Source organism: Actinomycetospora aurantiaca (assembly GCF_037401875.1).
GTDB lineage: Bacteria > Actinomycetota > Actinomycetes > Mycobacteriales > Pseudonocardiaceae > Actinomycetospora > Actinomycetospora aurantiaca.
Genome location: NZ_JBBEGN010000009.1, coordinates 183,981 through 198,509 on the forward strand (window position 1 = coordinate 183,981; position 14,529 = coordinate 198,509).

The 14,529-nt window shown below is 71.5% G+C and carries 13 protein-coding genes; all 13 read left to right on the forward strand.

Annotation, left to right across the window (positions count from 1 at the left end; translation table 11 throughout):
* The first annotated feature begins 21 nt into the window (after positions 1-21).
* The 13 genes from WCD74_RS19045 to groL all read left to right on the forward strand — a co-directional run bounded on the left by WCD74_RS19045 (position 22) and on the right by groL (position 14,521).
* On the forward strand, positions 22-486 hold the full coding sequence (locus WCD74_RS19045; RefSeq protein ID WP_337696450.1) for a cupin domain-containing protein: 465 nt from the start codon (positions 22-24) through the stop codon (positions 484-486).
* A 10-nt stretch (positions 487-496) separates the two neighbouring features.
* Positions 497-1,984: a flavin-containing monooxygenase gene (locus WCD74_RS19050; protein ID WP_337696451.1), complete on the forward strand. Its 1,488-nt coding sequence runs from the start codon at positions 497-499 to the stop codon at positions 1,982-1,984.
* A gap of 9 nt (positions 1,985-1,993) precedes the next feature.
* Entirely contained in the window at positions 1,994-2,737 is a 744-nt protein-coding gene (locus WCD74_RS19055) for an IclR family transcriptional regulator (RefSeq protein WP_337696452.1), read from the forward strand.
* A gap of 63 nt (positions 2,738-2,800) precedes the next feature.
* Positions 2,801-3,592 (forward strand): 2-keto-4-pentenoate hydratase, encoded by a 792-nt coding sequence (locus WCD74_RS19060; protein WP_337696453.1) that lies wholly within the window; start codon positions 2,801-2,803, stop codon positions 3,590-3,592.
* Entirely contained in the window at positions 3,589-4,533 is a 945-nt protein-coding gene (locus WCD74_RS19065) for an acetaldehyde dehydrogenase (acetylating) (protein WP_337696454.1), read from the forward strand. Before WCD74_RS19060 ends, WCD74_RS19065 begins: the two co-directional genes overlap by 4 nt.
* A complete protein-coding gene (gene dmpG / locus WCD74_RS19070; RefSeq protein ID WP_337696455.1) occupies positions 4,530-5,531 on the forward strand; it encodes a 4-hydroxy-2-oxovalerate aldolase in 1,002 nt (333 codons plus the stop codon). The genes WCD74_RS19065 and dmpG overlap by 4 nt, the downstream gene beginning before the upstream one ends.
* Positions 5,532-5,552: 21 nt before the next feature.
* Positions 5,553-6,809, forward strand: coding sequence for a DNA polymerase IV (dinB, locus tag WCD74_RS19075; RefSeq protein ID WP_337696456.1), 1,257 nt, complete (start codon positions 5,553-5,555; stop codon positions 6,807-6,809).
* 479 nt (positions 6,810-7,288) lie between these two features.
* Positions 7,289-8,194 (forward strand): IclR family transcriptional regulator, encoded by a 906-nt coding sequence (locus WCD74_RS19080; RefSeq protein ID WP_337696457.1) that lies wholly within the window; start codon positions 7,289-7,291, stop codon positions 8,192-8,194.
* A 61-nt stretch (positions 8,195-8,255) separates the two neighbouring features.
* Positions 8,256-9,908: a ferritin family protein gene (locus tag WCD74_RS19085; protein ID WP_286051296.1), complete on the forward strand. Its 1,653-nt coding sequence runs from the start codon at positions 8,256-8,258 to the stop codon at positions 9,906-9,908.
* A 162-nt stretch (positions 9,909-10,070) separates the two neighbouring features.
* Complete coding sequence (locus WCD74_RS19090; RefSeq protein WP_337696458.1) at positions 10,071-11,117, forward strand: NADH:ubiquinone reductase (Na(+)-transporting) subunit F; 1,047 nt, start codon at positions 10,071-10,073, stop codon at positions 11,115-11,117.
* An 8-nt stretch (positions 11,118-11,125) separates the two neighbouring features.
* On the forward strand, positions 11,126-12,313 hold the full coding sequence (locus tag WCD74_RS19095) for a ferritin family protein (protein WP_337696459.1): 1,188 nt from the start codon (positions 11,126-11,128) through the stop codon (positions 12,311-12,313).
* A 68-nt stretch (positions 12,314-12,381) separates the two neighbouring features.
* Positions 12,382-12,702, forward strand: coding sequence for an MmoB/DmpM family protein (locus WCD74_RS19100; protein ID WP_286052045.1), 321 nt, complete (start codon positions 12,382-12,384; stop codon positions 12,700-12,702).
* Between the two features lie 130 nt (positions 12,703-12,832).
* A complete protein-coding gene (gene groL / locus WCD74_RS19105; RefSeq protein WP_337696460.1) occupies positions 12,833-14,521 on the forward strand; it encodes a chaperonin GroEL in 1,689 nt (562 codons plus the stop codon).
* The last annotated feature ends 8 nt before the right edge of the window (positions 14,522-14,529 follow it).

A 14,529-nucleotide genomic window follows, 5' to 3' on the forward strand; every position in this document is an offset into this window, starting at 1 on the left:
GCACGGACGAAGGAGCACGTCATGTCACTGGGCGGCGGCTACATGCTGTCCTCGCGCGAGGGGCGTCAGATCCCGGCGATCGGCATCGGCATCACGGCGAAGGCGACCGGGGAGTCCACCCGTGAGGCGTACTCGCTGTTCGAGTACGCCGTCCCGGGCGGCGTGAACGGTCCGCCGCCGCACGTGCACACCCGCGAGGACGAGTCGTTCATCTGCCTCGCCGGGCAGCTCGAGGTCATGCTCGGCGGCGAGACGTTCGTGCTCTCGCACGGCGACTACCTGCTGCTCCCGCGGGACGTGGTGCACACCTTCCGCAACCCGTTCGACGACGAGGCCCGCGTCATCTCCGTCGTCTCCCCGGCCGGGCTCGAGGCGTACTACCAGGCGCTCGCGGACCTCCCGCCCGGGCCGAAGGACATCTCGGTGATGGAGTCGGTGATGAGCCGCTTCGGCATCGAGCTGCGCCTCCCGGCGACGCAGGGCTGAGGGCCGCGCCGTGCGGATCGCCGTCGTCGGCGCCGGGGTCGCCGGGCTGTGCACCGCCAAGGTGCTCGCCGCGGCCGGCCACGACGTCGTCGTGATCGACCGGACGCCCGACGTGGGCGGGGTCTGGAGCGCCACCCGCCGCTACCCGGGCCTGTGTACGCAGAGCGCGAAGGACACCTACGCGTTCTCCGACCACCCGATGCCCGCCGAGTTCCCGGAGTGGCCGGACGGCGAGCAGGTGCAGGCCTATCTCGCCTCCTACGCCGAGCGCTTCGGTGTCGACCGGCTGCTGCGACTCGGGACGGAGGTCGTCCGCGCCGAGCAGCTCGACGCGGGCTGGCGCATCACGACGCGCCCGGTCGACGGCGGGCCGGAGCTCACCGAGACGGTCGACCACCTCGTCGTCGCGAACGGGGTCTTCTCCGAACCCGCGCTGCCGGCCTTCGCCGGCCTGGAGGACTTCACGACGGCGGGTGGGCGCGTGGCGAGCTCGAGCGGCTTCGCGGACGCCGGGTCGCTCGACGGCGCGCACGTCGTGGTCGTCGGCTACGGCAAGTCCGCGTGCGACGTCGCCGTGGCGGTCGCCGACTCCGCCGCGAGCACGGACGTGATCGCCCGGCAGCTGCTGTGGAAGGTGCCGCGCCACATCGGCGGCGTGCTCAACTTCAAGCACCTGCTGCTGACGCGGATGGGCGAGGCGCTGTTCCGCTACATCCGGCTGCAGGGCTTCGAGAAGGTCATCCACGGTCCCGGTCGCCACGTGCGGGCCCGGATGATGGCCTCGGTCGGCGCGATCGCCGCCCGGCAGGACCGGCTGCGCGAGCTCGACCTGCTCCCGCGCGGCCGCTTCGAGGACATCGTGCGCGGCGCCATCGGCCTGACGACGGAGGGCTTCTTCGAGCGCGTCCGCTCCGGGGCGATCCGCGTGCGTCGCGACCGCGTCGTCGTCCGGCTGCTGGAGAAGGAGGGGGCGCCGCACGTCGAGCTCGACGACGGCACCGTCCTGCGCGCGGACCTGCTGCTGTGCGCGACCGGGTTCCGGCAGGGCGTCGGCTTCCTCGACCCCGATCTGCACGCGCGGCTGCTCGACGAGCGGGGCAACTACCGGCTCTACCGCCAGATCCTCCCGGTCGACGTGGAGGACCTGTCGTTCGCGGGCTACAACTCGTCGTTCTTCAGCCCGCTCAACGCCGAGATGGCGGCGGTCTGGATCGCGGCACGGCTGGCGGGCCGGCTCGCGCTGCCGGAGAAGGAGGCGATGCGGGCGCACGTCGACGCGCAGGTGGCGTTCATGGACGACGCGACCGACGGCCACCACTGCCGCGGCACGAAGATCATCCCGTTCTCGCTGCACAACGTCGACGAGGTGCTCGGCGACCTGGACCTGCAGATCCCCGCCCGGGTCCGTGCGGCGCAGTGGCTGAACCCGGTCGACCCCGCGGCCTACCGCGACGTCACCCCGCGGCTGCTCGCCCGGCTCGGGACGTCGCCGGTCTAGCCTGGGGCGATGGTGCCCGCGACGGTGCTGGGCAAGGCGCTGGCCGTGCTGCAGGCCTTCACCGTCGAGGACACCGAGCTCGGGTTCGCGGAGCTGGGCCGGCGCACCGGTCTCGCGAAGGCCACGCTGCACCGCACGCTGGCCGAGCTGGTGGAGCACCGGCTCCTGGAGCGGCCGGACGGCCGGTACCGCCTCTCCGGGCTCGTGTTCGAGCTCGGGATGCGGGCCGCCGTCGAGCGGAGCCTGCTCGAGGTGGCGGCGCCCTACCTCGAGGACCTCTACGAGCGCACCCACGAGACCGTGCACCTCGGGGTCCGCGAGGGCACCGAGGTGGTCTACGTGGCGAAGACGGGCGGTCACCGCCAGGTCGACGCCCCGAGCCGGGTGGGCGGACGGATGCCGCTGCACGCGACCGCGATCGGCAAGGTCCTGCTCGCCCACGCCGGCGAGGAGGTGCGCGAGCAGGTCCTGGGCTCCCCGCTGCCACGGCGGACGCCGCGCACCATCGCCAACACCGACGTCCTGCGCCGCCAGCTCGACCGCGCGCTCGCCGACGGCGTGGCGCTCGAGCACGAGGAGTCCGCGGTGGGGGTCACCTGCGTCGCGGCGATCGTGGCCGGGCCCGGCGGTGCGCACGCGGCCGTCAGCGTGACGGGGCCGGTGCACCGGTTCGAGCCGCGCCGGCACGTCGAGGCCGTCCGCGCCGCGGGGGCGGGGATCGCGGCGATGCTGGCCCGCCGCCGGTCCTCCTGAGAGTTCCGTCCGGCGGAACTCGGCGCTCGGTCCCCGCGGGGGTGGTCCCCGAGGGTGTCTCCCATGAGCCCCCCGACCCCCTCCGCGGTCGCCGACGCGGCCGACCGGCTGCTGCGCGCCGCCCGGACCGGCGAGGCGTGCGCCCCGGTCCGCGACCTGATCGGCGCGGCCGACCTCGACGCCGCCTACGCCGTCGCCCGGCGCGTGGTCGCCGGGCTCGGCGGCCGCCCCGTCGGCCGCAAGATCGGCCTCACCTCGCCCGCCGTCCAGGCCCAGCTCGGGGTGGACCAGCCCGACCTGGGGGTGCTGCTCGAGGGCATGGCGGTGCCGCACGGCGGCACCCTGCCGCTCGACCGGCTCCTCGCGCCGCGGGTGGAGGCGGAGATCGCCTTCGTGCTCGGCGCGGACCTCGACGACGGCCCCCTGGGTCCCGACGACGTCCGGGGCGCGGTCGCGCACCAGGTCGCGGCCCTCGAGATCGTCGACAGCCGCATCGCCGGCTGGGACATCACCGTCGCCGACACGGTCGCCGACAACGGCTCGAGCGCGGCCTACGTGCTCGGGCCGTGGACCGTCACCCTGGCCGAGGTCGAACCGGTCGACGTCACGATGACGCTGACCCGCAACGGCGAGGAGGTCTCCTCGGGGACCGGCGCCGCCTGCCTCGGCGACCCGCTCGCCGCCCTGTCCTGGCTCGCGCGCACCGCCCGCGCGTTCGGCGACCCCCTGCGCGCCGGGCAGGTCGTGCTCTCCGGCGCCCTCGGCCCGATGGTCGCCGCGACGCCGGGCGACGTCTTCACCGCCCACCTCGACGGCCTCGGCGAGGCCACCGTCACCCTCGGAGGACGCCCGTGACCACCCGCGTCGCCGTGATCGGCTCCGGCAACATCGGCACCGACCTGATGATCAAGATTCTGCGCCTGTCGTCGTCGCTCGAGATGGGCGCGATGGTCGGCATCGACCCTGGCTCCGACGGGCTGGCCCGCGCCGCCCGCCTCGGGGTCCCGACCACCGCCGAGGGCGTCGAGGGGCTCGTCGCGCTGCCCGGCTTCGAGGAGGTCCGGGTCGTCCTCGACGCCACCTCGGCCGGCGCGCATCGGCACAACGCCGCGGTGCTCGCGCCGCACGACGTCCGGATGATCGACCTGACGCCCGCGGCGATCGGGCCCATGGTCGTGCCGGCGGTGAACCTCGCCGACCACCTCGACGCCCCCGACGTCAACATGGTGACCTGCGGTGGCCAGGCGACCGTGCCGATCGTCGCCGCGATCTCGGCGGTCGCGCCGGTGCCCTACGCCGAGATCGTCGCGTCGATCGCCTCCCGCTCGGCCGGTCCGGGCACGCGGGCGAACATCGACGAGTTCACCGAGACCACGGCCCGCGCGATCGAGACGGTCGGCGGCGCCGGCCGCGGCAAGGCGATCATCGTGCTCAACCCGGCCGAGCCGCCCGTGATCATGCGCGACACCGTGCTGGCGCTGGTCGACGCACCGTCGCCGGAGGCGCACGAGGCGATCCGCGCGTCCGTCGCGAGGATGGTCGACGCGGTCGCCGCGTACGTTCCGGGCTACCGGCTGGTGCAGCGGGTGCAGATCGACCCGCTGCCCGCCGACCTGCCGGTGCACACCCTCACCGCTGCGCCCGCCACCCACCGGGTGTCGGTGTTCCTGCAGGTCGAGGGCGCCGCGCACTACCTCCCGGCCTACGCCGGGAACCTCGACATCATGACCAGCGCCGCCCTGCGGGTGGCCGAGGCGCTCGCGGCCGGGCAGGTCCGACGGGAGGTCGTCGCATGAGGCTGTTCGTCCAGGACGTCACGCTGCGGGACGGCATGCACGCCATCCGGCACCGTCTCGCGCCGGAGCGGGTGGCCGCGATCGCCGCGGCGCTGGAGGCGGCCGGGGTCGACGCCGTCGAGGTCGCGCACGGCGACGGGCTGGCGGGTGGCTCGCTGACCTACGGGCCGGGCAGCCACGCCGACGGCGAGTGGATCACCGCCGCGGCCGGGGTGCTCGACCGCGCCCGGCTCACGACGCTGCTCCTGCCCGGCATCGGCACGGTGTCCGACCTGCGGCGGGCGCACGCGCTCGGGGTCCGGTCGGTGCGCGTGGCGACGCACTGCACCGAGGCCGACGTCGCGGCCCAGCACGTTGCGGCCGCCCGGGACCTGGGCATGGACGTGTCCGGCTTCCTGATGATGAGCCACATGGCGCCCGCTGCCGAGCTGGCCCGGCAGGCGGCGCTCATGGAGTCCTACGGCGCGCACTGCGTCTACGTCACCGACTCCGGCGGGCGGCTGCTGCCCGAGGGCGTGCGGGAGCGGGTGCGGGCCTATCGCGACGTCCTCGACGCCGGCACCGAGATCGGCATCCACGCACACGAGAACCTGTCGTTGTCGGTGGCGAACTCGGTCGCCGCGGTGCAGGAGGGCGCGGTCCGCGTCGACGCCTCGCTCGCGGGCCAGGGCGCCGGCGCGGGCAACACCCCGCTCGAGGCCTTCGTGGCGGTCGCCGACCTGTACGGCTGGGAGCACGGCTGCGACCTGTTCGCCCTGCAGGACGCGGCGGAGGACCTGGTCCGGCCGTTGCAGGACCGCCCGGTGCGGGTGGACCGGGAGACGCTGACCCTCGGGTACGCCGGGGTTTACGGGTCGTTCCTGCGCCACGCGGAGAGCGCTGCGGCGACGCACGGCGTCGACGTGCGCGAGCTGCTCGTCGCCGCGGGGGACCGCCGGCTCGTGGGCGGCCAGGAGGACATGATCGTCGACATCGCGCTGGAACTGGCGGGGCGCTGAGCCGGTCGGCCGTGGGAACATGTGTTCGTGCAGGGGGGTCGTGAGGGGGGCGCGACGATCCTGCACGCCGATCTCGACGCGTTCTACGCCTCGGTCGAGCAGCGGGACGACCCCGCGCTGCGGGGGCGCCCGGTGCTCGTCGGCGGCGGCGTGGTGCTCGCGTGCAGCTACGAGGCGAAGCGCGCGGGCGTCCGCACGGCCATGAACGGGCGGCAGGCGCGGACGCTGTGCCCCGACGCGGTCGTCGTCCCGGCGCGGATGGAGGCCTACTCGGCGGCCTCCAAGGACGTGTTCGCGATCTTCCGCGACACGACGCCGCTGGTGGAGGGCATCTCCATCGACGAGGCGTTCCTCGAGGTCGGGGGGCTCGCGAGGCTCGTGGGCACGCCCCGGGACATCGCGGCGCGCCTGCGGGGCCGCGTGCTGGCCGAGGTCGGGCTGCCGATCACGGTCGGCGTCGCCCGGACGAAGTTCCTCGCGAAGGTGGCGAGCGGGGTCGCGAAGCCGGACGGGCTGCTCGTGGTCGACCCTGACCGCGAGCGGGAGTTCCTGCACCCGCTCCGCGTGGAGCGGCTGTGGGGCGTCGGCGCGGTGACGGCCGCGAAGCTGCACGGGATGGGGATCCACACCGTCGCGGACGTCGCGGACCTCGGCGAGCCGGCGCTGGTGTCGCTGCTCGGGCCGGCCGCCGGCCACCAACTGCACGCGCTCGCGACCTTCTCCGACCCGCGGCGGGTCACCCCCGGCGTGCGTCGCCGGTCGATCGGCTCGCAGCGCGCGCTCGGCAACCGCCGGCGCAGCCCCGAGGAGCTCGACACGATCCTCGCCGGGATCGTCGACCGGCTGGCCCGGCGGCTGCGCGACGGCGGGCGGACGTGCCGGACGGTCGTGCTGCGGCTGCGCTTCGGCGACTTCACGCGCGTCACCCGCTCCCACACGCTGCGGACCGCCACCGACCGCACCGCCCCGATCGACGCCGCCGCCCGCGAGCTGCTCACCGAGGCGATGTCGATGATCCTCGACCGCGGGATCACGCTGATCGGCCTGTCGCTGGCCAACCTCGACCGGGACGGCCGCGAGCAGCTCGAACTCCCCCTCGACTCCCGCGACGAGCCGACGACCGCGCTGGCCGGCGCCGAGGTCGAGCGGAGCCCGGCCGCCCTGGACCAGGCCCTGGACGCGATCCACTCCCGCTTCGGCTCCGCCGCCGTCGGCCGGGCGACCCAGCTCGGCCGCGACCCGGGCATCTCGGTCCCGGTCCTGCCCGAGCACGAGTAGCCCCGCGGCGAGTGCGACACCTGGCAGGTCCCGTGGCCGCGGAACCTGCGCCACGTCGCACTCGCGGGGGAGGGGCGGTGCCGACGCTCGCCGAGCGCGACACCCGGCAGGTCCCGTGGCCGCCGGACCTGCGTCACGTCGCACTCGGTGGCGCCGTGGGAACCCGCTCCGGAACAGCCCGAAACCTGTCTCATGGTGTCTCCGTCTGAGACAGCGAACCGGTCGCCTACCCGCTGAACTGTCGTCCATACCGTCCTGACCAGCGGCGAACGGTCGTTCGGTGGAGTTCAGCGGCGATGTGCAGCATCTGCACATCGAAACGGTGATGTTGACCACAAGCCTCCGGAGCGCGTTCAGTGACCCACGTCTCGCCGACGAGCACGGCTCTCGCGAGGCCGGGGCCACACCACCACTCAGGCCCCCTCGCACGGGTCCGTTCGGACCTGGGCGTGCACGCGACCGGCGGGAGGAGGCGAAGCATGGCGGACCGTTCGCAGGCCGGGGGCCGGTCGCTCAAGACCGCCGCCGAGGCCCTCGCCGCGCTCCGCCTGCTCGCCGACGCCCCCGACGGTCTGACCGCCGACGGGCTCGGGACCGCCATCGGCAAGAGCTCCGCCACCGCGCGCTACCTGCTCAACACCCTCTGCCAGGAGGGCTACGCCCGCCGCGACGGCCGCACCGGGGTCTACCGCCTGGGCGACGCCCCGCCGTGGGGCGGCGCCTGGGGTGTCGCGCCCGACGAGGAGCCGGAGGAGGACCCGGCAGGGGTCGAGGACGCCCTGCGCCCGCTGCGCCGCGAGGACGACCCGGTCTCGCGCTACGAGCTCCCCGAGAGCCTCGCCGACGCGGTGACCGAGCTGTACTGGCGCACCCGGCAGCGCTCCTACCTCGCCCGGTGGGACGGCGACGCGACGGTCATCGTCGACGCCCGCGGCCACCAGGGCCTCGCGCGGATCCCCGACCTGCGCGAGCGCATCCCGGTCGCCCAGGCCCACGCCCTCGCCGTCACGAAGGCCCTGGTCGCGACCTCCTCGGAGATCGAGGAGCTGCTGCTCGCCCAGCCGTCGCGCACGGCGTTCACCGCCACGACCATCACCACCACCCCCGGGCTGGAGCAGGAGCTCGCCCGAGTGCGGCGCGACGGGATCGCCGTCGACCGCGAGGAGTTCGCGGAGGGGTTCTGCTGCGTCGGGGCGCCCATCGTCGCCCCCGACGGCCGGGTGGCCGCGAGCATCGCGGTCTCCAGCCCGGCGCGGCGCTTCGCGGAGGACTCCGCCGCCCTGACCAGCGCGGTCCGGGAGGTCGCCGCCACCGCCATGCGCGAGTGGCGGGCCCGGGTCGCGTCGACCCGCGATCCGACCGCCGAGGAGGTGAGGCCCGCCTAGTCACCGGCACGACCAGCACGACCACCAGAACACACAGCAGACACTTTCCGAGGAGGAAAGCATGAGCCGTCAGAGCTTGGCGAAGGCTCACCAGAAAATCCAGGAACTCTCCTGGGAGCCGCAGTACCACGAGCCGTACATGAAATACGGCACGGACTACACCTTCCGCAAGGCCGCGAAGAAGGACCCGCTGAAGCAGGTCCTCCGGTCCTACTTCCCCATGCAGGAGGAGAAGGACAACCGCGTCTACGGCGCGTCCGACGGCGCGATCCGCGGCAACATGTTCCGCCAGGTGCAGGAGCGCTGGCTGGAGTGGCAGAAGCTCTTCCTGTCGATCATCCCGTTGCCGGAGATCTCGGCGGCGCGCTCGATGCCGATGCTGTTCCAGGCGGTCCCGAACCCGGAGCTGCACAACGGCCAGGCGATCCAGATGATCGACGAGGTCAGGCACTCGACGATCCAGCAGAACCTCAAGCGCCTGTACATGAACAACTACATCGACCCGGCGGGGTTCAACAACACCCTCCGGAACTTCCACTCGGACTACTGCGGCACCATCGGCCGGCAGTTCGCCGAGGGGTTCATCACCGGTGACGCGATCACCGCGGCCAGCATCTACCTGACGATCGTCGCCGAGACGGCCTTCACGAACACCCTGTTCGTGGCCATGCCCGGTGAGGCGGCCGCCAACGGTGACTACCTGCTGCCGACGGTGTTCCACTCGGTCCAGTCCGACGAGTCGCGCCACATCTCGAACGGCTACGCCACGCTGCTCATGGCGCTGTCGGACGAGGACAACCGCCAGCTGCTCGAGCGCGACCTGCGCTACGCGTGGTGGAACAACCACCGCGTCGTGGACGCCGCGATCGGGACGTTCATCGAGTACGGCACGAAGGACCGCCGCAAGGACCGCGAGTCCTACGCGGAGATGTGGCGTCGGTGGATCTACGACGACTACTACCGCGCCTACCTCCTGCCGCTCGAGAAGTACGGCCTGGTGATCCCCCACGACCTCATCGAGGAGTCGTGGAACCAGATCTGGAACAAGGGCTACGTCCACGAGGTCGCGCAGTTCTTCGCCACCGGTTGGCTCGCCAACTACTGGCGCATCGACGGCATGACCGACGAGGACTTCGAGTGGTTCGAGTATAAGTACCCGGGCTGGTACGACCGGTACGGCAAGTGGTGGGAGAACTACAACCGGCTCTCGCGGCCGAACGGCCACCACGCGATCGTCGCCGAGGACGTCGACTACGTGTACCCGCACCGCTGCTGGACCTGCATGGTCCCGTGCCTGGTGCGTGAGGACATGGTCGTCGACAAGGTGGACGGCCAGTGGCGCACCTACTGCCACGAGGCCTGCCGCTGGACCGACGCCGTGGCGTTCCGGCCCACCTACGAGGGTCGCGACACGCCCAACATGGGCAAGCTCGTCGGCCACCGCGAGTGGGAGACGCTGTACCACGGCTGGAACTGGGCTGACGTCATCCAGGACATGGGCTTCGTGCGCGACGACGGCAAGACGCTCACGGCGCAGCCGCACCTGGACCTCGACCCGAAGAAGATGTGGACCCTCGACCACATGCGGCGCATGCCGCACGTGGCCAGCCCGAACGTCATCCTCAACGAGATGAGCGACTCGGAGCGCGAGGCGTTCGTGGCAGACTACAACGCCCAGGGCCCGGCCGGCCGGCCGGCCGGCGCGACGTCCTGATCTCCTAGGACGAGTCAGACCCGCGGGGGGCCGGCGATCCCGGCCCCCCGCGGTGCCCGCCGCCGGTCGAATTCATTCCCGGCGGCATTCTCCCGCTTTCCAGCAATTCCGGTCACGGCCGTGCTGTGTCCTGAATCCCCTCCTACGAGGAGTTCTGAGTCGATGGGTGACAAGCACCTCGTCCGTTTCGAACCGGTGGGCATCGAGATCGAGGTCGACGAGGACCAGACGATCCTGCGCGCCGCGTTCGAGCAGGGTGTCCAACTCATGCACGGGTGCAAGGAAGGCCAGTGTGCCGCCTGCAAGTCCTTCGTCCTCGAGGGCGACATGGACGAGATCGAGCTCGACCGCTACTCGACCTTCGCCCTGCCCGACATGGAGCGCGAGGAGGGGCAGACGCTCCTCTGCCGCGCCCACGCCTACACCGACCTCACGATCGAGCTCCTGAACTACGACGAGGAGGTCCTGCGCTCCGGCCTGCCCGTGCGCAAGGGCACCGTCGAGGTCATCTCGAACGAGGCCGTCACGCACGACATGCGCCACCTCGTGGTGCAGCAGGTGGCCGGCGAGGACATCAAGTTCTTCCCCGGCCAGTACATGGACTTCATCCTGCCCGAGTCCGGGGAGAGCCGGTCGTTCTCGATGGCGAACACCCCGAACCGGGAGGGGCGGTTCGAGTTCGTCATCAAGATTTACCCGGACGGGCTGTTCTCGCAGTTCCTGAAGAACGACGTGCAGGCCGGCGACAAGCTGGAGGTCGAGGCGCCCTTCGGCACCTGCACCCTCCGGGAGAACCGCACCTCGGAGATCGTCTTCATCGGCGGCGGGGCCGGCATGGCGCCGCTGCTCGGCCTGCTGCGGGCGCTCCAGGAGAAGGAGACCGGCCGGAAGGCGACGCTCTACTACGGCGCGCGCACCAAGGACGACCTGTGCTTCGAGGACGAGTTGCGCGAGCTCGAGACGACGCTGCCGGGCTTCCGCTACATCCCCGTGCTCTCCGACCACGAGGGCGACGGGTGGGACGGCCTGACCGGTCTGGTCACCGAGGCCGTCCGGGGCCAGGAACCCGATCTGAAGGGAAGGGATGCCTATGTGTGCGGGCCGCCGCCGATGGTGGACGCGGCCATCGCACTGCTAGCCCAACGCGGGGTCGACGAACGCAACATCTTCTTTGACAAGTTCACCACGACCGGAGAGCCGGAGGAGTAGGGCGACACATGACCACCACCGAGAACACCGCGAGAAGCGTACCTAAGCCGACATTCACCGATGCGGAAGCCGGGGCGAAAGAGTTCCCCGACTCCGGCCCGTCGGCGCGGCGCTACAACTACTTCAAGCCGGCGAAGCGCAAGCAGACCCACTACGAGGACGTCACCGTCGAGGTCCAGCCCGACCCGCGGCACTACCTGACCCAGGGGTGGATCTACGGCTTCGCCGACGGCTCGCGGGGTTACCCGCTGAACTGGACCAAGCTCAAGGCGTGGGGCGTCGACGACCCCGAGCCCGAGCGCGGCCCGGGTTCCGGCGGGAAGCCGGTCCAGGACTGGCCCGCCCACGGCTGGCACGAGTTCCGCGATCCCAATGAGGAATGGGAACTCACGATGTTCCGCTACAACGCGAACGTCGAGCGCCAGATCGGTCAGAACGTCGAGAACGCCCGCAACAACAAGGCCTTCGCGCAGTGGACCCAGAACTGGGTGCGCTTCGTCGAGCGCCACGTCGGCGCGTGGATGCACATCGAGCACATCTTCGGGCTCTACATCTTCGCGGCCTGCAACCGCTCCGGCCCGACGAACATGCACAACACCGCCATGGCGGTGAACAGCGAGCACAAGATCCGGTTCGCCCAGGACCTCGCGCTCTACAACCTCACCCTGACCGAGGAGATCGACGGCTTCGACGGCGCCGCGCACCTCGACGCGTGGAACAACGACGCCGAGTGGCAGGGCGTCCGCAAGGTCGCCGAGGCGCTCACGGCCGTCGACGACGACTGGGGCGAGATGATCTTCGGCACGAACATCGTGTTCGAGCCCCTGCTCGGCGAGCTGTTCCGGTCGAACCTCGTGCAGCAGTCCGCGCCCGGGAACGGCGACTACGTCACCCCGACCGTCATGGGTGCCGGCGAGTACGACTTCGCCCAGCGCGACCTCCGCTGGACGCAGGCCTGCATGGGCCTGCTGACCCAGGACCGGGAGTTCGCCGACCACAACAAGCAGATCATGCAGGGCTGGCTCTCGCACTGGGTGCCGCAGTGCCTCGAGGCCGCCCGCCAGCTGCAGCCGCTGTGGTCGCAGCCCGACGCCAAGCCGCCCCGCTTCGAGGACTCCCTCGACCGCGCCAAGAACCGTTTCGCCGGGATTCTCACCGACCTCGGCCTCGACGCACCGAAGGAGCTCTCCCAGTGACCCAGTCCACCACGCGACCCAGTTTCGGCGGCGAAAGCCCTTTCAAGGTCGACAGCACCGAGTCCGGTATGGCCGGCGTGACCCTGATGAACAACCAGATCGGCGTGGTCGTCGCCGAGGTGATGGACCGTCAGGAGAACGTGACGGTCACGCACCTGCCCGCGATGATCCGCGTGGACTGCAAGGGCCGGATGGACTTCGTCTACGACGAGATCTCCGAGGCGCTCGGCGAGGAGGAGGGTTTCTACGACGCCGCCGAGTTCGAGGAGAACATGTCCACGCACTACGGGAAGATGGTGCACATGGACGACCGGACGGTCATGTTCGGAAACATGGAGGAGGCGGCCGAGTTCATCGGCGACATGCTCCCGCCCGTGGTGAACAAGTAGTCCTCACCGCGCACCAGATCGTCGGACCGCCGCCCGCGGACTTTGTCGCGGGAGTTCCGTGGGCGGCGGTTCCGGCACTCGTCACGACCATCCCGCGCGCCCGACCCCACCTCGGAGGAGAAGAGAGGCCATGGCCAAGGAACTGCGATTCGGAGCCGACGCCCGTCAGGCCCTGCAGGCGGGAGTCGACCAGCTCGCCGAAGCCGTCAAGTCGACGCTGGGTCCCAAAGGTCGCAACGTCATCCTCGAGAAGATCACCGGTACTCCCGAGGTGACCAACGACGGCGTCACGATCGCCCGGGAGATCTTCCTCCGCGACCAGTTCGAGAACATGGGTGCGCAGGTCCTCAAGGAAGCCGCGGTCAAGACCAACGACGTCGTCGGCGACGGCACCACGACCGCGACCGTCATCGCCCAGGCGATCGTCCGCGAGGGCCTCAAGGCCATCGGCCAGGGCGGCAACCCCGTGCTCGTCAAGCGCGGCATCGACCTCGCGGTCGGCAAGATCGTGGCCCACCTCGCCTCCGTCGCCCACCCGGTGGACGACGTCGAGTCGCTGTCGCGGGTCGCCTCGATCTCCGCCAACGACGACGAGTCGATCGGCCGCGTCGTGGCCCAGACCCTGCACACGGTCGGCGACGACGGCGTCATCACCGTCGACGACGGCCCCGTGCACGGTCTCGCCGTCGACTTCGTCGAGGACTTCGAGTTCGAGAACGGCTACGTCTCGCCCTACCTCGTCACCGACCCGGGCTCCATGCTCGCGGTCCTCGACGACCCGTACCTGCTGTTCAGTGCCGAGAAGATCTCCGACGTCCGGTCGATCATGCCGGTGCTCGAGCGCATCATGCGCGACCCCCGCCCGCTGGTGATCGTGGCCGAGAAGGTCGAGGGCTCCGCCCTGCAGATGCTCGTGCACAACCACGTCAACGGGCACCTCAAGGTCACCTGCATCCAGGCGCCCGGCTTCGGGGAGAAGCGCATCCACCTGCTCGAGGACATGGCCTCGCTGTGCGGGGGCAAGGTGCACTCGAAGGCCTCGGCGTTCGCGCTGGAGCAGATGGGGCCCGAGCACCTCGGCCGCGCCACCCAGGTCCGTGCGACGAGCGACCAGACCGCGATCATCGGCGGCCTCGGCGACCAGGCCGCCCGCGAGATCCGGGTGCAGCAGCTGACCGCCGAGCGCGACCGCAGCACCATCGGCACCGACGAGGACTTCTTCAACGAGCGCATCGCCCGCCTCTCCGGCAAGGCCGCGATCCTCCAGGTGGGCGCGCCGACCAACGCGGAGCTCAAGGAGATCCGCCACCGCGTCGACGACTCGCTGCAGGCGACGCGGGCCGCGATGGCCGAGGGGATCGTGGCCGGCGGTGGCGCCGCGCTGCTGCACTCCGAGGGTGCCCTCGGCGACCTGGGTGAGCTCAAGGGCGACTACCGCACCGGGGCCGAGATCGTCCGCGCCTCGCTCTCCGAGCCGGCCTACCTGATCGCCGCCAACGCCGGCTACGACGGCCACGACGTGGTGAAGCAGGCCCGCGACATGGCCGTCGACGAAGGCTTCGACGCCCTCGAGGGGCGCTTCGGGAACATGGTCGAGATGGGCATCATCGACCCGCTGCGGGTCGTGCGCTCCGCCCTCCAGAACGGCGCCTCGGTCGCCGGCCTCATCCTCACCACCAACTCGCTGGTGGCCGAGGAGCAGACGCCCTGGAACAAGGCGCTCATGACCGAGTACGGCCCCCTCGACGAAGGCATCCCGCAGCCCTCGCCGGACTCCAGCACGCCCCAGTCGTTGGGCCTCGGCCCGTCGATGGGCTGACCGAACAG